14 protein-coding genes are annotated in these 17,416 nt (G+C 73.9%); 5 read left to right on the plus strand and 9 right to left on the minus strand.

All coding sequences use genetic code 11. The annotated features are described in order from the left end of the window. Positions 1-3: 3 nt before the first annotated feature. The 5 genes from ACZ51S_RS31005 to serS are packed head-to-tail and all read left to right on the plus strand — an operon-like array spanning position 4 to position 4,886. Positions 4-555: a hypothetical protein gene (locus ACZ51S_RS31005; RefSeq protein WP_468479430.1), complete on the plus strand. Its 552-nt coding sequence runs from the start codon at positions 4-6 to the stop codon at positions 553-555. Next, positions 552-1,151, plus strand: a complete 600-nt coding sequence (locus ACZ51S_RS31010; RefSeq protein WP_468962653.1) for a flavin reductase family protein — start codon at positions 552-554, stop codon at positions 1,149-1,151. Before ACZ51S_RS31005 ends, ACZ51S_RS31010 begins: the two co-directional genes overlap by 4 nt. Beyond that, positions 1,148-2,131, plus strand: coding sequence for a ferritin family protein (locus ACZ51S_RS31015; RefSeq protein WP_388944017.1), 984 nt, complete (start codon positions 1,148-1,150; stop codon positions 2,129-2,131). Before ACZ51S_RS31010 ends, ACZ51S_RS31015 begins: the two co-directional genes overlap by 4 nt. Positions 2,132-2,135: 4 nt before the next feature. Beyond that, complete coding sequence (locus tag ACZ51S_RS31020; protein ID WP_468962656.1) at positions 2,136-3,599, plus strand: APC family permease; 1,464 nt, start codon at positions 2,136-2,138, stop codon at positions 3,597-3,599. Positions 3,600-3,608: 9 nt separating this feature from the next. Continuing rightward, positions 3,609-4,886, plus strand: a complete 1,278-nt coding sequence (serS, locus tag ACZ51S_RS31025; RefSeq protein WP_468479427.1) for a serine--tRNA ligase — start codon at positions 3,609-3,611, stop codon at positions 4,884-4,886. On the opposite strand, the gene ACZ51S_RS31030 is transcribed toward serS, so the two are convergent. From ACZ51S_RS31030 to ACZ51S_RS31070, 9 genes are all read right to left on the minus strand, one after another. Continuing rightward, complete coding sequence (locus ACZ51S_RS31030) at positions 4,873-5,619, minus strand: 4'-phosphopantetheinyl transferase family protein (protein WP_468479426.1); 747 nt, start codon at positions 5,617-5,619, stop codon at positions 4,873-4,875. The genes serS and ACZ51S_RS31030 overlap by 14 nt on opposite strands. A 35-nt stretch (positions 5,620-5,654) precedes the next feature. Beyond that, complete coding sequence (locus ACZ51S_RS31035; RefSeq protein WP_468804256.1) at positions 5,655-6,710, minus strand: C45 family autoproteolytic acyltransferase/hydolase; 1,056 nt, start codon at positions 6,708-6,710, stop codon at positions 5,655-5,657. Then, on the minus strand, positions 6,707-7,321 hold the full coding sequence (locus ACZ51S_RS31040) for a GNAT family N-acetyltransferase (RefSeq protein ID WP_468479424.1): 615 nt from the start codon (positions 7,319-7,321) through the stop codon (positions 6,707-6,709). Before ACZ51S_RS31040 ends, ACZ51S_RS31035 begins: the two co-directional genes overlap by 4 nt. Positions 7,322-7,323: 2 nt before the next feature. After that, the gene (locus ACZ51S_RS31045) at positions 7,324-7,611 is read right to left on the minus strand and encodes an acyl carrier protein (RefSeq protein WP_468804259.1); all 288 of its coding nucleotides are present in this window, start codon (positions 7,609-7,611) and stop codon (positions 7,324-7,326) included. Beyond that, positions 7,604-9,127, minus strand: coding sequence for an AMP-binding protein (locus ACZ51S_RS31050; RefSeq protein ID WP_468479422.1), 1,524 nt, complete (start codon positions 9,125-9,127; stop codon positions 7,604-7,606). Before ACZ51S_RS31050 ends, ACZ51S_RS31045 begins: the two co-directional genes overlap by 8 nt. Before the next feature lie 65 nt (positions 9,128-9,192). Further along, positions 9,193-12,480: a non-ribosomal peptide synthetase gene (locus tag ACZ51S_RS31055; RefSeq protein WP_468962661.1), complete on the minus strand. Its 3,288-nt coding sequence runs from the start codon at positions 12,478-12,480 to the stop codon at positions 9,193-9,195. Continuing rightward, the gene (locus tag ACZ51S_RS31060) at positions 12,477-14,759 is read right to left on the minus strand and encodes a class I tRNA ligase family protein (protein ID WP_468479420.1); all 2,283 of its coding nucleotides are present in this window, start codon (positions 14,757-14,759) and stop codon (positions 12,477-12,479) included. Before ACZ51S_RS31060 ends, ACZ51S_RS31055 begins: the two co-directional genes overlap by 4 nt. After that, positions 14,756-16,018 carry an NAD(P)/FAD-dependent oxidoreductase gene (locus ACZ51S_RS31065; RefSeq protein WP_468962664.1) on the minus strand — a complete coding sequence of 421 codons (1,263 nt, stop codon included), beginning with the start codon at positions 16,016-16,018 and terminating at the stop codon, positions 14,756-14,758. Before ACZ51S_RS31065 ends, ACZ51S_RS31060 begins: the two co-directional genes overlap by 4 nt. Next, positions 16,006-17,334, minus strand: a complete 1,329-nt coding sequence (locus ACZ51S_RS31070) for a lysine N(6)-hydroxylase/L-ornithine N(5)-oxygenase family protein (RefSeq protein WP_468804265.1) — start codon at positions 17,332-17,334, stop codon at positions 16,006-16,008. Before ACZ51S_RS31070 ends, ACZ51S_RS31065 begins: the two co-directional genes overlap by 13 nt. Between the last annotated feature and the right edge of the window lie 82 nt (positions 17,335-17,416).

Here is a 17,416-nt window from a genome sequence, read left to right on the forward strand (position 1 = left end):
CGCATGGACATCAAGAACCCGGTGGAGTCACCGGTCACCTTCAACCTGCACCGCCTGGAGTACCTGGTCGCGTTCGCCGTGACGATCGGGTTCATCCTGTGGCACTTCACGGACATCAACTGGTTCGCCGCGATCGGCCTGTTCCTGTACATCGACCTGCTCGGCTACATCCCGGGCGCGATCGCCTACCGGCGCAGCCCGGACGGGCGGATCCACAAGGCGTACTACGTGCTCTACAACTCGATGCACAGCCTGCTGAGCGTGGCCGCCGTGGGGCTGCTGTGGATGTGGCTGATCGGGCCGGAGTGGGCGCTGCTGGCGCTGCCGTTCCACGTCTTCGGCGACCGGGGCGTCTTCGGGAACTTCCTGAAGCCCTTCGGGCTGCCCTTCGAGCCGGAGTCCACCCCGCTGGTCGACCAGGTGACGGCCATGCTGGGGCGCCGCTCGGCCACCGACGGCCCGGTGCCGCTGCCGTACGAGGAAGCTGCCACGACGAAGACCGGCGCGACCCTCGGCGCCACCGCCGCGGCCCCGGCCGTCGGGGCGAACCGGTGAGCCGCTACCCGGCCTGGCTGACGGACCGCAGCACCTCGGTGCCGGCCGAGGGGTACGAGGACCCGGAGGCGGCCCGGCTGGCCCTGCGCCGGCTCGCGTCGAGCGTGACGGTGCTGACCGTCAGCCGCGACGGCGTCCGGCACGGCACCACCGCCAGCGCCGTGGTCACCCTGTCCCGGGACCCGCTGGTCCTCGGCGCGTGCCTGCGGCCCACGTCGACGTTCGCGGCGATGGTCCGCAGGGCGGGCCGCTTCTCGGTGAACGTGCTGGGCTCGGCGCAGCAGGACGTGGCCCGCCGCTTCGCCAACCCCTCCCGCCCGCTCGGCGACGCCCAGTTCGAGGGCTTCGACTGGACCACCGACCCGCTCACCGGCGCCCCGCTGATCGGCGGGAGCCTGGCGCACATGGCCTGCCGGGTCCTGGGCTGGCACCAGGTCGGGGACCACGACATGCTCCTCGCCGAGGTCACGGGCGGCCATCACACCGTCGACTCCCCGATGCTCAGCTTCGCCGGCCGCATGCACAGCGCGTGCGTCACCCCGGCCGCCTCCGTCTCCGCTTCCGCTTCCGCTTCCGCAAGTGAGGTCGCATCATGAGCACCGCTCCGCAGATCCCCGTCGAGGCCGACTGGGACCGCGCGCCCAACCTGCTCGACGGCGCCCAGGAGATGACCCTGACCGCCGAGGAGTGCGATCTGGGGTACTGGCTGTCGGCGGTCGCGCAGGGCACCCTGCGCGGGCGGGCCGAGGCCGGGCACGCCGCCGGGACGCCGGCGCACATGAAGGAGGACGGTCCGCTGCGGCAGGCCCTCGTGCTGGAACTGGGCAACCGGTCGCTTGCCGAGTCCCGGGCCGTGGAGGTGCTCTCGCACTACGTGATCGGCGCGCCCGGGGTCGTGGAGCAGGAGTTCTTCGCCACCCAGGTGATCGACGAGGCCCGGCACGCGATGATCTTCCGCAAGCACTTGGTGGACCTCGGGGTGCCCGCGGAGGGGTTGCTGGGGTTCATCAAGGAGCAGGGCGCCGACTACACCCGCCGGGTGCTGAACCCGATCGCCGAGTTCGCCACGGGCGTGGTGCGCGACGAGGGCGACTTCATCGGGGCGGTCGCGGTGTTCACCATCGTCATCGAGGGGGTGCTGGCGCCCGCCGCGGAGCTCAGCGAGCGCAAGTGGACCCTGCTGGACCCGGCCGCCGCGGAGATCGCGCGCGGGGCGTCCATCGACGAGATCCGCCACCTGACCGTGGGCAGCTCCATCGTCCGCGAGCACCTGGCGCGCCATCCCTCGTACCGGCCGCGGCTGATCGAGCTGATCCGGCGCGGCCGGCGGCTGTGGGACGAGCTGCCGTCGGAGGAGTTCGTGCTGGAGCGCGAGGAGCTGTTCCAGGAGGGCATGTCCGCGCACGCGGAACTGCTGGACGGCTACGAGGTGTTCCCCGGCTGCAAGCTGCTGGAGACCACCCCCAAGCAGCGCTACGACCTCGCCGAGCGGTGGACCGACGACATGGCCGAGGTGCGGCTGCCGTACATGGGCGTCCCGGAGGCCGTCGACATCATCCGCACCCACCCGAGGTGATCCGGTGACCTCCCTCCTCCCCGTCGGGGCGCGGCGGCCGGAGGCGGTCGCCGCGCCGGGGCTGCGGCGGACCCTGACCACCCCGCGGATCGTCTTCCTCGTGGTCGCGGCGGCGGCCCCGATGTCGGGGGTGGTGGGCTCGGTTCCCCTCGCGTACGCCATCGGCAACGGGGCGGGGGTGCCCGCCGCCTTCGCCCTGGCCGGGCTCATCCTGCTGTGCTTCTCCGTCGGGTACGCGGCGATGAGCCGGCACGTGGTGGGCGCGGGCGGCTTCTACACGTACATCGGCCAGGGGCTCGGGCGGCCGCTCGCCGTCGCGGGCGGGCTGATGGCCGTCCTCGCCTACACGGCGGCGGTCGCGGGCGTGGCCGGGGCCTTCGGGTACTTCGCCGAACTGGTCTCCGCCGCGTACGGACCGCCGGTGCCGTGGCCGGTGTGGACGGGCGGGGCGCTGGCCATGACGGCGGTGATGGGCTACCGGCGCATCGACCTGAGCGCCCGGCTGCTGGCGGTGCTGATGGTCGCCGAGGTGGCGGTGCTCGGCCTGCTGGCGCTGGCCATCGGCGTGCGGCACGGGGCGGACACCCTGCCGGCCGCCGCGTTCCGGCCGGAGACGGTGCTGACGCCGGGGCTCGGGGTGGCGCTGATGTTCGCGCTGATCTCGTACGTGGGTTTCGAGGCGGCCGCGCTGTACGGCGAGGAGAGCCGCGATCCGAAGCGCAGCGTGCCCGTCGCCACCTACGCCTCCGTCGTGCTCATCACCGTCTTCTTCGCGGTGGTCAGCTGGGCGGCGGTCGGGGCGGTCGGCGCCGGCCGGGTGGCGGACACCGCCGGCGAGGAGCTGGGCGACCTGTTCTTCCGCCTGTCGGACGACTACCTCGGCACCTTCGCGACGGGCGTGATGCAGGTGCTGCTGTGCACCAGCCTGTTCGGCGCGCTGCTCGGGCTGCACACCGCCGCGAACCGGTACCTGTTCGTCCTGGGCCGCGAGCGGGTCCTGCCCGGCTCGCTGGCCCGGGTGCACCCCCGGCACGCCTCCCCGCACCGGGCGAGCGTGGTGCTGTCGGTGGCCACGGCCGCCGTGTGCGCCGCGTTCGCGCTGGCGGGGGCGCATCCGTACACCACCCTGGCCACCACGATGCTGGCGCTGGGCACGGTCGGGATCGTCGCCCTCCAGGCGGCGGTGGCCGTGGCGGTGCTGGTCTTCTTCCGCCGGCACCCCGAGGCGCACTGGTGGCGGACCCGGCTGGCGCCCGTACTGGCCCTGGCCGGGCTGGTGGGCGCGCTCTGGCTGCTGCTGGACAACTTCGCGCTGGTCACCGGCACCACCTCGGCCTGGGTGAACCGGATCCCGTGGCTGATGGCGGGCGCCGCCGCCGCCGGGCTGGGACACGCCCGGTGGCTGCGGTCCCGCCGTCCGGGCCGCTACCGGGCCATCGCCACCGCGCACGTCACCGACGAGGACTGAGGAGCCGTCATGCACGACCCGCACAGCCTGCTCCAGGACGCGGCCGCGGCCGACCTGGCCCGCCGCGGCTACGCCCTGGACCGGGCCGCCCTGCGCGACCTGACCGAACGGCGCGCCCGGCTCATCGCCGAGCGGGACAAGCTGCGAGCGGAGCAGAACCGCTCCGCCCGGGGCGGGACCCGCCCCGACGGGGCCGCCCGGGCCCGGATTCAGGAGGCCAAGGAGCGCCTGCGGTCGGTGTCGGAGGAGCTCCGGGAGGCGGAGGAGGGGCTGGGGGCGCTGCTGTCGGCCGTGCCCAACCGGCCGTACCCGGACGTGCCCGACGGGACCGAGCAGGACCCGCCGGTGGTGCGGCGGGTCTGGGGGGAGGTGCCCGGCTTCGATTTCGCCCCGCGCGACCACGTGGACATCGGGACCCGGCTGGGGATCCTGGACCAGGTGCGCGCCGCCAGGCTGTCGGGGTCCCGGTTCGCCGTGACCCGGGGGGCCGGGGCCCGGCTGGAGCGGGCGCTGGCCGCCTTCCTGCTGGACCTGCACACCACCGGGCACGGGTACACCGAGTACGGGGTGCCGCACCTGGTGACGCGGGAGACGATGACGGGTACCGGGCAGCTGCCGAAGTTCGAGGACGACCTGTTCCTGACGAACGCCGCCGACCGGGACCTGCTGCTGATCCCGACGGCCGAGGTGCCGCTGGTGAACCTCTTCCGCGGGGAGACCCTGCGGGAGGAGGAGCTGCCGCTGGCGCTGACCGCGTGCACCCCCTGCTACCGGGCGGAGGCCGGCTCGTACGGCCGTGACACGCGCGGGCTGGTGCGGCTGCACCAGTTCGAGAAGGTCGAGCTGGTGCGCGTCTGCCGGCCGGGGGACTCGGCCGCGCAGCTGGAACTGCTGACCGGGCACGCGGAGACGGCGCTCCAGCGCCTGGGCCTGGCCCACCGGGTGGTGGAACTGCGGGCCGGGGACCTCGGGTTCGCCGCCCGGCGCACCTATGACATCGAGGTGTGGCTGCCGGGCCAGGGCACCTACCGGGAGATCTCCTCCTGCTCCGACTGCGGGGACTTCCAGGGGCGCCGGGCCGGCATCAGGGTCCGGGACCGGGACGGGCGCAAGGAGTTCGCGGCGACGCTCAACGGTTCGGCGCTGCCGGTGGGCCGTACGCTCGTCGCGGTCCTCGAGCAGTACCAGCGCGCGGACGGCTCGGTGGCCGTGCCGCCCGCGCTGGTTCCGTACACCGGCTTCTCCGCGATCGCCCCCGACGGTTCGCCGGTGCTCAGCGCGCGGTGATCCCGGACGGGGCCGCCGCCGCGGACCGCGCCGAGGGCCGCGCCGGGGACCGTACGCGGTCACCGGCGCGGTCGGGCCAGGTCAGGACGGTCACCGGGGGCAGTTCCCGGGAGACGAAGGCGGTCATCGCCCACGGGCAGTCCTGCCGGGTCGGCTGGAGCGCGGTGTGGCCGTGCCAGGGCAGCGCGCCGTGGCCGGTGATCCCGCGCAGGGTGACCGAGCCGTCGGGGCCGAAGGCCAGGTCCACTTCGCGGGCGCCGTCGGTCAGGCCGCGCCCGGTGGCCTTGACCGCGGCCTCCAGCAGGGTCCAGGCGTGGAAGAAGGTCTCGGGGCCCACCCCGTCCGGGACTCCGGGGTAGATGAAGGTGAGCACGTCCAGGCTGCTGGAGGCCGGGCGGACCAGCTCGACGTCCACGCCGATGGGTCCGGTCTCGGTGGCGCCGAGCAGGAGCAGGCCGTCGGAGCGGGACCAGCTGACGTGGGTGCCCGGCTGGTCGGGCAGGTACGGCTTGCCGGCGGGGTCGTAGTGGATGCGCAGGTCGTGCGCGTCGAGGCCGAGGCGTTCGGCCAGCAGGCGGCGGACGGTGAGGCGGGCGCGGTAGAAACGGTGGGCCGCGCGCGCGTGGACGAACTCGGCGCCGCGCCGCAGTTCGTCCTCGGTGAGGCCCTCGGGATAGTGCGCGGTGATGTCGGTGGGGGCGACCTGGTCGAGGTCGACCAGCCATGCGTCCATCGTGCTCCTTTCTCGGACACGTCCCTGCCGCGGAGCTACAGGGTGAACACCTGTGTGCGGGAGCGCGCGGGGTCGCCCGGCCGGAGGTGGAGCCGCCCGGCCGCCGGGAACAGGACGGCCGCGGCGACGGTGCGTTCGGCGCGGATGTCGCCCCGGTCGGGGACCCGTACGGGGGGCCGTGCGAGCAGGGCGAAGTGCTCCTCGGCGTCCGCGTCGCCGGGGAGGGCGGCGAGTCCCTCGCGGGCGGCGGCGAGGCGGCGCAGCGAGGAGTTCCGGGCGAAGACGTTGAGCTCGTCGGCGGGCGCGAAGTCCGGGTGGAGGTAGTGGTTGGTGTGGGCGAGGGCGCCGGGGGCGGCCTCGGTGACGCGCAGGTCGCCGTCGAGGTGTTCGGCGTACAGGACCCGCTCGTGGTCGCAGAGCATCAGGGAGCGGGAGCTGGCCAGCGGCAGGTCGGCGAGGACCTTCAGGGCCTGGCCGGTGTCGGCGGCGGTGTCGAGGAGGTGGCGGATGGCCAGGTACGGGGGGACGCCGGGGCGCCAGGTGCCGCCGAGGACCAGGTTCAGTCCGACGGCGAGGCCGTCGCTGTTGACGCCGAGGTAGCCGAGGAGTCCGGCGAAGCTGAGCACGAGGGAGCGCCGGGCGGTGCCGGCGCGGGCGGTCTCCAGTACGGCGATGTGGGTGTCGAGGTTTCCGCTGAGGTCGACGGTCTGGGCGAGGACGGGCGGGCCGCCGGGTCCGGTGCGGGCGTACGTGGTGCAGTCGCCGCCGGCGCGGACCTTGGAGTAGCCCGTCAGTTCGCGGCGCAGCTGGAGCAGCCAGGCCTCGTCCTCGCTGATCCGCGCCCCGTCGGCGAGGCCGGCCACTTCCTCGGCGAGGTCGGGCAGGGCCGTCTCGACCGCGTCCCGGTGGGCGGCGATCGAGGGCAGCAGGGAGGCCAGGGTCAGGGGCCGGTCGACGAGGTGGTTGAGGCGGGCGAGGCCGTCGTCGAGGAAGGCGCGCAGGGGTGCGGCCAGGGCCGCACCGTGGGCGCGGCCGATCTCGTACGGGGTGCCGGCGGCCCGTATCCGGGTGATGTCGGGGGCGGTGGTCATGCCGGTACGGCCTTCTTGGGGCCGTGCGCGAGGAGGGCGCGGACGGTGGGCCATTCGGAGCGCAGGACGCTGTAGAAGACGGCGTCGCGGCGGCGGCCCCCGGGCATGTAGTTGAAGCTGCGCAGGACGCCTTCCTCGGTGGCGCCGATGTTGACGAGGCCGCGGCGGGCCTGGGTGTTGAGGACGTCGGTCTTGAACTCGGCGCGTTCGGCGCCCAGTACCTCGAAGGCGTGCTCCAGCAGCAGGGCCTTCGCCCAGTGGTTGACGCCGCGGCCGCGGAAGTCGCGGCCGAGCCAGGACCAGCCGATCTCCAGGCGCCGGTCGGCCTCGGCCATGTTGCCGAAGCTCATGCTGCCGGCGATGCGGCCACTGGCCTTGTCGGTGATGGTCCAGACGGCGCGGCGGCCGGCGGCGTGGTCGGCGAGGGCGGCGTCGAAGAAGGCCTCGAAGTCGGCGTCGGTGTCGACGGCGGCGACGAAGTAGCGCCAGATGTCGGGGTCCATGGCCACGGCCCGGACGCCCTCGCGGTCGGCCTCGGTGAGGGGGGTGAGGCGGACGCGGTCGTTCTCCAGGACGGCGGTGGTGTGCGCGGTCCAGCTCGGGGCGTTCATGTTCAGACTCCGGTGGTGGCGTGGTGGTGGCGGGCGAGGGCGACGGTCACGTCGCGCAGGGTCTTCATGCCGGCGAGGTCGTGCTCGGTGAAGTGGGCGAGGTCGACTCCGGTCTCCTCGCAGACCTCGGTGAGGAAGAGGACCTTGTTGAGGGAGGTCAGGCCGTAGGCGGCGACCATGTCGGCGTCGGGGTCGATGGCGCCGGGTTCGACCTCGGGGACCAGGACGAGGGAGAGCTGGTCGCGGGCCGCGGCCTCGATCGCGGCGCGGGTGTCGGTCGTGTCAGGCATGGATTCCGGCCTCCTGCGTGTGCAGCGGGGAGTGGTAGGCGGCCCGGATGTCGGGGCGCTTGGGCTTGTACTGGGAGGTCAGCAGGCCGCCCTCGATGCTGAACGGCGGGTCGGCGACGACGACGCGGCTGATCCGCTCGTCGGGGGCGGTGGCGGCGTTGACGGCGGCGAGGCGGGCGGCGATGGCCCGGTGGTCGGCGGGCTCCCCGGCCGGGGAGACGACGGCGACGAGCTCGGTCTGGGTGGGGCTGAACAGGACGCATTCGGCGATCGCCGGGTCGGCCCGCATGAGTTCCTCGATGGGGCGGACGACGACCTTCTTGCCGTTGTCGAGGACGATGACGTCGTCGGCGCGGCCGTGCACGAAGAGGAAGCCGTCCTCGTCGAGGTGGCCGAGGTCGCCGGTGCGGACGGTGCCGTCGGGTGAGAAGACCTTCTCGGAGTCGCCGGGGCGGGCGTACGCGTAGTGGTTGTTGACGGGGTGGGTGCTGCGGACGCTGATGACGCCGTCCTCGCCGATCAGCACCTCCTTGCCGCGCACGGCCCGTCCGACGCTGCCCTCGCGGTGGGCGCCGGGGTGGTTCTTGGTGACGATGCAGGTCTCGTTGAGCCCGTAGCCCTCGTAGAGCGGCAGGCCCGCGGTGTCGTTGAAGAAGCGCAGTACGTCGGGCGAGGCGGGGGCGGAACCGGTCCACAGGTAGCGGATCCGGTCCCCGAAGAGGGTCCGGGCGGCCTCGGCGGGGGTGCGGCCGGCCTGGCGGCGCAGGCGGGCGGTGATCTGGCGGCGGGCGCTCTCGTAGAAGGCCGGTACGCCCATGACGACGGTGGGGCGGACGCGGCGCAGGGTGGCGAAGGCGGCCTCGTAGGTGGTGATGGTGACGTCGTGGCCGTGCAGCAGGGCGGAGTACACCCAGTAGCGCTGCTGGAGGAGGGAGAGGGGGAGGAAGACGAAGAGGTGGTCGTCGGGGGTGTGTTCGAAGATCTCCTGGACGGCCTTCAGGGAGCTGTCGATGCTGCCGGCGGTGGCGCCGAGGCCCTTGGGGATCCCGGTGCTGCCGGAGGTGAACTTGATGGTGGTGACGTCCTCGGAGCCCCAGGTGACGGGCGGCGGGGCGGTGTCGGGGCCGTCTCCGGGGGCGGCCAGCTCCCACAGGCCGTCCATGGGGAGGGTGTCGGGGATGCCGCCGGTGTCCTGGTCGGTGCAGAGCAGGTGGAGGCCGTAGCCGTCGAGGAGTGCGGTGGACGGGGTGAACTTGCCGGGTTCCAGGCCGGCGGTCTGCGCGCCGAGCCGCAGGGCGGCCAGGTCGAGCAGCACCCATTCCAGGCTGTTGGCGGCGAGGACGCCGATGCGGTCGCCCTCGCCGATGCCGTAGCGCTCGCTCAGCCGGCGGGCGAGGCGCCCGGAGCGCGCGTACAGCTCGCGCAGGCTGACGGTGCGGGTGCCGTCCAGGCGGGCGACGTGGAGGTGGCCGCCGCCCGGTACCTCGCCGGTGATCCGCCTGATCGTCTCCGGCACCTCCGCGGGCCCGGCCGGGGTCGTGGGCCGTGGCCGGCCGTGCGGTCCCCCGCGCCCCTGGCGGCTCATCGGCCGGCCCCCGGCATGAGGACCGCGGCCATGGCGCGGACGGTGTCGGCCTCGGAGAACTGGTCGAGGGTGAGGGTGACCCCGAACCGCTTGCGGGCGGCGGTCAGGATGCGGGCGGCCGCGATGGAGTCGCCGCCGAGGGAGGCGAGGGTGTCCAGGGCGCCGATGTCGGGGCGGCGCAGGACGGTGGACCAGATGTCGCAGAGGATCTTCTCGGCCTGGGTGGCGGGTGCGCTGCCGCCGCCTTCCCGTTCGGCGCCGTCCTCGGCGCCGAGCGCGGCCAGCCGCGTACGGTCCACCTTGCCGTTGCGGGTGAGCGGGAGTTCGTCGTGCCAGAGGACGGCCGCCGGGAGCATGTAGTCGGGCAGGTCGCGGCGCAGGGCCTGGCGCAGTTCGGCCAGGGGCGGGCGGTGGCCGCCGGAGGGGACGAGGTGGGCGACGAGCCGGTTGCCCTGGGCGGCGACGACGGCGCGCGAGACCCCGTCGAGGGCGGCGAGCCGCGTCTCGACCTCGCCGGCTTCGATCCGGTAGCCGTTGATCTTGATCTGGAAGTCGGTGCGGCCGAGGATCTGGATGTTCCCGTCGGGCAGGTACCGGCCGAGGTCGCCGGTGCGGTACATGCGTTCGCCGCGCGCGGGGTCCTCGTAGAACCGCTCGGCGGTGCGCTCGGGGTCGCCCCAGTAGCCGCGGGCCAGTCCGGTGCCGGCGGCTGCGATCTCGCCGGTGACCCAGTCGGGGGCGTCGAGGCCGTCGCGGTCCAGGACGTAGGCGCGGTTGTTGGCGTTGGGGCGGCCGTACGGGATGGACTCGGTCCCGTCCTCCTGCTCGCCGACGGGGTGGAGGATGTTCCAGACGGTGGTCTCGGTGGGGCCGCCGAGGGAGACGACCTCCAGGCCGGGCATCAGGGCGCGCAGCTGCGCGGGCAGGTCGGGCGGCAGCCGGTCGCCGCTCATCATGACGAGCCGCAGTCCGGGCGGTACGTCGCCGTCGGCTCGGGCCTGCCCGTGGAGCAGACCGACGATGGCGGGGACGGAGTTCCAGACGCTGACCTGGTAGAGCCAGCACAGCTCCAGCCAGTGGGCGGGGTCGGCCGCCCGGTCGTGGTCGGGCATGACCAGGGCAGCGCCGGCCGACAGGGCGCCGAAGACGTCCCACACCGACAGGTCGAAGTTGAAGGCGCTCACCGCCATGAAGCGGTCCTCGGCGGTGATCCGGAAACGGTCCCGGCAGTCGGCGACGAGGTTGGCGACGCTGCGGTGGGTCACCATGACGCCCTTGGGGACGCCGGTGGTCCCGGACGTGTAGAGGACGTACGCGAGGTCGTCCGGGCCGGATCCGGGCAGCCGGTCGGGGAGCTCGGCGCGGCCGGAGCAGGGCCGGGTGAGGTCGAAGGAGGCCATGGAGCCGGCGGAGGTCCAGCCGGTGTTGGTCAGGACGCAGCGCACCCGGCCGTCGGCGAGCATGTACTCCTGCCGGGCGGCGGGCAGGCCGGCGTCGACGGGCAGGTACGCGGCCCCGGCGAGAACGGTGGCGAGGATCCCGACGACCTGCTCGGGTCCGCGCCGCATGACGAGGCCGACGAGCTCGCCGCGGCCGACGCCCTGTTCGCGCAGCCAGGTGGCGGCGGTGGCGGCGCGGTGCAGGAGTTCGCCGTAGCTGACGGTCCGGTCCGCGGTGAGGATCGCCGGGGCGGCGGGGGTGCGGGCGGCCCGGGCGACGATGGCGTCGCCGAGCATCTCCTCGGGCAGTTCGACGGCGGTGTCGTTGGCGGCTGCGCGGCGTTCGCGCTGGGCGGGCGGCAGCAGGTCGAAGGCGTGCCGTTGCCAGGCGGCCTCGTCGGTGAGGGCGTGGAGCAGGGTCCGGTAACCGTGGGCGAGGTCGTCGAGGAGGCCTTCGCAGAACAGTTCGTCGATGCCGTCGAGCTGGACGACGAGTTCGCCGTGCTGTTCCATCGCGAAGGCGTTGAGCCACACCTGGGGGGTCTGGCTGACGGAGAAGACCTCCTTGCCGAAGAGTTCCAGCGCGGAGCCGTCGACTTCGCTGCTGACGTGGCCGATGGCGCTGTTGAAGGTGAACGGCATGCGGGCCCCGGCCAGTCCGCCGCGCCTGCGGGCCAGTTCCTTGAGGACCTCGGTGCCGGAGAAGTGGCGGTGGTCGATGTCGGTGTGCAGCCGCGTCTGGAGGGCCTGGGCGCGGGCGGCGAAGGGCAGGGAGCGGTCGATCTCGGCCTCGACGAGGAGGGTGTCGGAGAACTGGCCGATGGCCTCGAAGACCCGGGGGTGGACGGGCGGGCGGTGGGCGACGGTGGTGGTGAGGGTGAAGCGTTCGCCGGCGCCCCAGGTGGCAAGGGTCTCGGCGTACGCGGCGAGGAGCAGCGCGGAGGGGGTCAGTCCGCGGGCGGTGGCGCGGTCCTTCAGGGCGGTCCAGGCGGCGCGGTCGAGGCGGACCTCGCGCGGGGTGAAGCGGGTCCCGGACAGGGCGGCGGGGCTGGTGCGCAGGGGCAGGTCGGGGTGGGGGGCGAGGTCGTCGGCGCGTGCCGTCCAGTAGTCGCGCGAGCGGCGGGCGGGGGCCCGGTCGCGGGCGGCCTCGAGGGCGGCGAGGTAGTCCTCGTAGGGGAGTTCCTCGTGGACCTCGGCGGCGGGGTTCCGGTAGGCGTGCCACCAGGCGCGGAAGAACAGGAACATGCTGATCCCGTCCATGACGAGCCCGTCGTGGCCGACGTGGAGCACCATCTTGTCGTCGTCGAGGATGGTCGCGTCGACGGTGAGCAGCGGGGCCTGGTCGGCGGGCAGCACCTGGTGGGAGCGCATCTCGCGCAGTTCGGTGCGGATCAGTTCCTGCTGGCGGGGGCTGTGGGCGCGCAGGTCGAGGACGCCGATGCGGGGTGCGGTGCCGCCGTGTTCGGTGGCCTGGCGCTCGTCGGAGAGGAAGCGGGAGCGCAGGGCGCTGTGGGCGGCGACGACGGTGTCCAGGGAGGTCTGCAGCCGGTCGAGGTCCCAGTCGCCCTCGATCTCGTGGAAGACGTGGCTGGAGACGTCGCCGATCTCGAAGAGGCCGCTGCGGCCGAGGTAGTAGCTGCGCTGGAGGGGGGTGAGGGGGAAGCCGGGGCCGTGTTCGGCCTCGCGGGCGAGGTGGGCGACGAGGGCGGGCTTTGCGGCCTTGACGCGGGAGATGAACTCGGTGTCCATCCGTTCGCGGTGGCCCTGGAGGCGCAGGTCGCCGTCGGCGAGGGCGACGGACAGCCCGCGCTCGGCTATCTCGCGCAGGATCTGGCGGGTGTTCATCGGGCCTCCCCCGAGGTCAGGGCGGTGACGGCGGAGGGCTCGGCGCGCTCGGCGATGACGGCGGCGAGTTCGGCGAGGGTGCCGCCGTGCAGGAGTTCGTCCATGGAGAGGTCGACGTCGAGGGCGTCGAGGATCTGGTACTGGACGGTGACGGCCTGGAGGGAGCCGGCCGCGAGCTGGGTGAGGGTGCGGTGGGCGATCTGCTCGTCCTCGCCCAGGCGCAGGGCGGTACGGACGATGCGGGTGAGCCAGGGGGTGAGGGCGGGGTCCGCGGCGGGGGCGGCGGTGTCGGGGACGGGCCGGAAGAAGACGGCGTCGGCGAGGGCGAGCGCGGTGCCGGGGGCGAGGAGTTCGACGGTACGGGGCCACGTGCCCGGGGTGTCCTGGCCGAGGGCGGCGGCGAGCCGGGCGGCGAAGCGGGGCATGACGGGGGCGGCGGCGTGCGCGAGGAGGCGGGCGGCGGCGAGTTCGAGGGCGACGGCGGTGCGGTTCTCGTCCTCCCAGCCGGGGGTGTCGGTGAGGAGGCCTTCGGCGCGGGTGAAGCGGACGGTGTCGCGGACGATGCCGTCGAGTTCGGCGGCGGCCTGGTTGAGGGAGAAGGAGTCCTTGCCGAGGGCGGTGGTGACGGCGCCGAGGCGGGTGCCGAGCCGGGCGAGGAAGGCGGTGTGCTCGGGGGTCCAGTTCCCGGCGTCGGGGGCGCGGCCGCCGTGGTGCTTGGCCACGCGGGCGCCGAGGTCGGTGAGCCACTGCTGCCAGGTGCCGATGAGGGTGTCGCCGAGGGTGGCCTCGTAGGCGGCGCGCCGGAAGTCGGTGCGCAGGCCTTCGGGGCGGGTGGCGGCGAGGAAGTAGCGGACGGCGTCGACGGTGTCGGGGGTGAGGATCTCCTTGCCCCAGATGGCGTGCCGGCGGCTGGTGGAGAACTTCTCGCCCTCCAGCAGGTAGAACTCGTTGACGTGGTAGTCGATGTCGGGGGTCCAGCCGGGGAAGGCGAGCTGGTAGAGGACGGGGTAGAGGACCGAGTGGTAGAAGCTGTTGTCGTAGCCGAAGAAGTGGACGATCTTCCAGTCGGGGGCGGGGGCGGCGGCCTGCCAGGGGCGGCCGAGGCGGGTGCCCAGTGACTGGATGCCGTGCAGGAACCCGTAGCTCATCTCGGGCCAGACCCAGATGACCTGCCCGTCGGTGTCGCTCTCGCGCGGCTCGACGCCCCAGGCGGAGGGGTGGGTGAGGGGGATGTCGAGGGCGGGCCGGCGGAAGAGCCGGTCGGCGAGTTCGCGCAGCCGGGCGGGAACCCGGCCGAGGCGGTGGTGGGCGCGGACCTCGCCGGCGTAGGCGTGCAGCGGCAGGGTCCAGCGGGCGGCGGGGCCCGTACGGGGCGGGGCGGCGGGGGCGGCGCCGGCGGGGCGGGGGTCGGTGAGGTCGGCGACGGTGTTGGGTTCGCCGCACTCCTCACAGATGTTGCCCGAGGTGGTGGTGCCGCAGCCGGGGCAGCCGCCCCTGACGTCGGCCTCGTAGAGGTAGCGGCCGCTGGTGGCGTCGTAGAGGGCGTCCCGTTCGGTGACGGAGACCTCGCCGGAGGCGACGACGCGGCTGAAGAAGTCCTTGAGGCCCTCGCGGTAGCCGGGGTCCTGGTCGGTGACCGTGTACTGGTCGACGGGTATGTCCATCAGCCGCAGGGTTTCGGCGATCTCGGCGCTGTAGTGGGCGGCGGTCTCGGCGGGCGTGCGGCCGTCGGCGCGGGCGGCGCCGACGACGTAGCTCTGGTAGTCGTCGCTGCCGGTGAGGTGGTAGGCCTCGGCGCCGTTCATGCGCTGGAAGCGGGTGAAGGCGTCGGCGCCGAGGTAGGGGCCGCAGAGGTGGCCCAGGTGGAGGTCGCCGTTGGGGGTGGGCGGGGTGGAGAAGACGAAGACGGGGCGGCCGCCGAAGCCTTCGCGGGCGGGGGCGCAGGCCGAGGCCGCGGCCCGTTCGGCGTCGCGCCAGTACTGGGTGAGGAAGACGAGGTCGCTGCCGTCGGCCGCGGTGTTGCGCAGGACGTGGGACTCGAAGGGCTCGAAGAGGACGACGGTCCCGGGCGCGGCCGGGTGGCGTTCGCCGTCGACGACGAACTCGCCCCGGCCGGAGACGACGACGAACAGCTCGGTCTCGTCGTGGTGGTGGCCGTCGGTGGCGCCGCCGGCCGCGACGCGGCCCCAGCCGGCGCCGGTGCCCAGGCCCTCCACGTCGCTCATGTCGATGCCGAACGCCTGCTCCAGGACGTCGGCGTCATAACTCGCGATGATCATGTCGTGGCCTTTCGCGGGGACGGGAGGGAGGGGATCAGGTCGGCGGCCCGGGCGGCGAGGGCCGGGGCCAGGCGGTAGCCGGAGCCGCCGGCGGCGCCCGCGAAGACGAGCCGGCCGTAGGGGTCGAGGCGGGTGGCCAGCGGTGCGCCGCCGGGTCCGTACGCGTCGCAGAAGACCCGCCCGGACCGGCAGTGGGCGGCCAGGCCGGGGGCGTAGCGGGTGAGCAGGGCGCGGGCTTCGCGCAGGTGGCCGGCGGTGAGGGCCGGGTCGACGGTGGCGGGGTCGACGTCCCACTCCTGGCAGGTGTAGCTGAAGAGCCAGTGCCCCCGGTGGCGGAGGGGCAGCAGGAAGGCGTCCTCGGCGTGCAGGACGAGGGCCCGGTCGCCGGGGGCCGGGGGCACCTCCACGTGCAGGGCGACGATCTTCTTGACGCGGGCTCCGAGCGGGGCGACCAGCTCCCGCCAGGCGGGTTCGGCGAGCCAGGGCCCGGGGGCGATGACGACGTGTCCGGCGGTCAGGGTGGCGCCGCCGGTCAGGGTCAGGCGGGCGCCGCCCGGGCCGGCGGCGACGGTTTCGACGGCGACGCCCTCGTGGAAGGAGACCGCGGGGCGCAGCTCGGCGGCGAGGAGCTGGGTGAGGGCGGGGACGTCGGCGTACTGGCAGCCGTCGCCCTCCCAGGCCCCGAAGCCGTGCGGCAGGGCGGGGACGGCGGGCGGCAGTTCGGCGGCCCAGCGGAGTTTGGCCTCGGGGAGGTAGACCTCGCGGAGCCGGTCCTCGGCGTTCTCGGGCGCGAGGACGGTCATGCCGAGGGGGTGGATGGGCAGGTCGGGGCGGGCGGTGTGGAGGTCGGCGTAGAAGCGCTCGCTCTCGGCGGCCAGCGTGCGGACGGTGTCGTCGGCGCCGCGCGGGAAGTGCAGGCCGGCGGAGCGGCGGGTGGCGCCGGAGCCGATCATGTCGCGGTCGAGGACGGTGACGGTGGCGGCGGGGTCGCGGGCGAGGACCTCGCGGGCTATGAGGACGCCGAGGATGCCGGCGCCGACGACGGCGACGTCGGTACGGGCCCCGGCGGGGCCTCCGCTGCGGGCGGCGGAGGCCCGGTAGACGGCCGGGTCGGCGGGATCGGCGGCGGCCGCGGCCGTGGCGGGCACGGCCGGCACGGCGGCGGCGGGCACGGCGGCGGCGGGAGGGCCTGCGACGGCCGGGTCCGTGGCGAGGGTGCGGCAGGCGCGGGTGCCGTCCGTGTTCATCAGGCGCTCCACCGTTCCTCCTGGGGGGCCTTCGAGGACCATTCGATGAAGGAGGCGAGCTGCTCGTCGCCGCGTACGCCGCACAGCCGGTCGGCGATGCGCCGGCTGCGCCAGGCGTTGAGGCTGAGGTTGGGGTCGGCGAGGCCGCGCTGGCCGCGTACCCCGTTCTGTACGAAGATCCGGCGGTCGGCGGGACCGTCCCAGCGGACGGCGTAGTCCTCGTCGACGCGCAGTTCCTCGCCCTCGTGCTCCAGGCGGGCGGTGAGCGGGGCGAGGAAGTCCATGGCGGCGGGCCGGTAACCGGTGGCCCAGACGACGACGTCGGTCTCGAACCTCTCCACGGCTTCGGGCTCGCCGGTGTGGCGGGCGCGGACCTCCCAGCCGCCGAAGGGGCCCGGGCTGACGTCGAAGACCTCGCGGCCGGGGTGGAGGGCGACCAGGTCCTCGTTGCCCTCGACGAACCGGTGGACGTAGATGGTCTGGTAGATCTCGCGCAGGGTGGACTCGGAGATCCCGTCGCTGGTCAGGATGGAGCGGGAGTTCAGCGACTGGCGGCGCTCGCGCGGCAGTCCGTAGAAGTAGTCGGCGTGGCTGGGCATGTAGTAGTCGTTGGTGAAGGGCGAGTCGTCGATGGGGAAGTAGTTCTGCCGCCGGGAGATCCACGAGACCCGGCGGGGCAGTTCCCAGCCGCCGCGGGAGATCAGGTCGAGGAAGGCCTCGGCACCGGACTGGCCGCCGCCGATGACCACGACCCGCTTGCCGCCGACGTCGCGGGCGGCGTGGAGGTAGTCGGCGACGTGGAACTGGGTGGGGCCGAGCAGGTGTTCGCCCTGCGGGGGGACCCAGGGGCGGCTGCCGATGCCGGCCACCACGTTGTCGGCGGTGACGGTGCGCCGGTCGGTGCGGACCGTGAAGACGCGGCGTCCGTCGTCGAAGTCGACCTCGCGGACGTCCTCGCCGAAGACGACGTTCTCGTTGCGGCGGCTGGCCCAGGCCAGGTAGTTGCGGAACTCCAGCCGGGGCACGTCGTCGAACTGGGCGTTCAGGAAGTGGTAGACGCGGCCCTTGGCGTGCAGGTACGACAGGAAGGAGAAGGGGCTGGCGGGGTCGGCGAGGCTGACCAGGTCCTTGAACTGGGAGACCTGGAGGCTGCTGCCGGGGATCTGCTGGCCGTCGTGCCAGCTGAAGGACTCCTTGCGGTCCAGGAAGAGATTGGGTACGTCGGGCCTGCTGTGCAGCAGGGACGCCAGGCTGAGGTTGGCCGGGCCCACGCCGACTCCCACGCAGCGGAAGTGCGTGATGCCCGGCCGGAAGCTCTCGTGCCCCATTGTCGGAACCTCTCGTTCGATTCGGTGTGTGAGGTGAGGTGGGAGGGGGGGTGGGGTGGGAGCGCTGGGCCGTGGCGGCCGT

Source organism: Streptomyces sp. NPDC034043, assembly GCF_055575675.1.